Source organism: Paenibacillus tyrphae (assembly GCF_000722545.1).
Taxonomy (GTDB): Bacteria; Bacillota; Bacilli; order Paenibacillales; family NBRC-103111; genus Paenibacillus_G; species Paenibacillus_G tyrfis.
In genome coordinates this window covers 1-345 of record NZ_JNVM01000090.1, presented here as the reverse complement: position 1 = coordinate 345, position 345 = coordinate 1, and the positions used below count along the sequence as shown (strand labels likewise).

At 47.5% G+C, this 345-nt stretch carries 1 pseudogene; it reads left to right on the top strand.

The features are described 5' to 3' along the window. Positions 1-345: pseudogene (locus ET33_RS40185) on the top strand (hypothetical protein); the annotation flags it as partial.

Below are 345 nucleotides of genomic sequence, written 5' to 3'. Positions count from 1 at the left end.
AATGTTTCGAGCGTTGTGTTGAAACCCGTCACTGCCGGGTCTGCTATTTTGGCCTACGAATGGAACGTATTCACAACTCCATCTTTCCCGCCGGCGACCCCTACGATTAATTGGTTTCGTGGCGGAGATCGTATCGTAGATCTGTATTGGACTACGACCGGAGCAAAATCGTATACGGTTAAGCGTTCGACCTCAGCCGGAGGACCTTATGCTATCCTCGCTTCCAACATTAAGGGAATTTCCTTTACAGATACCTCAGTTATCAACGGAACTACGTATTATTACGTGGTAACTGCCGTGAATGAAGCGGGAGAAAGCGCGGCTTCCAACGAAATCAATATTAAG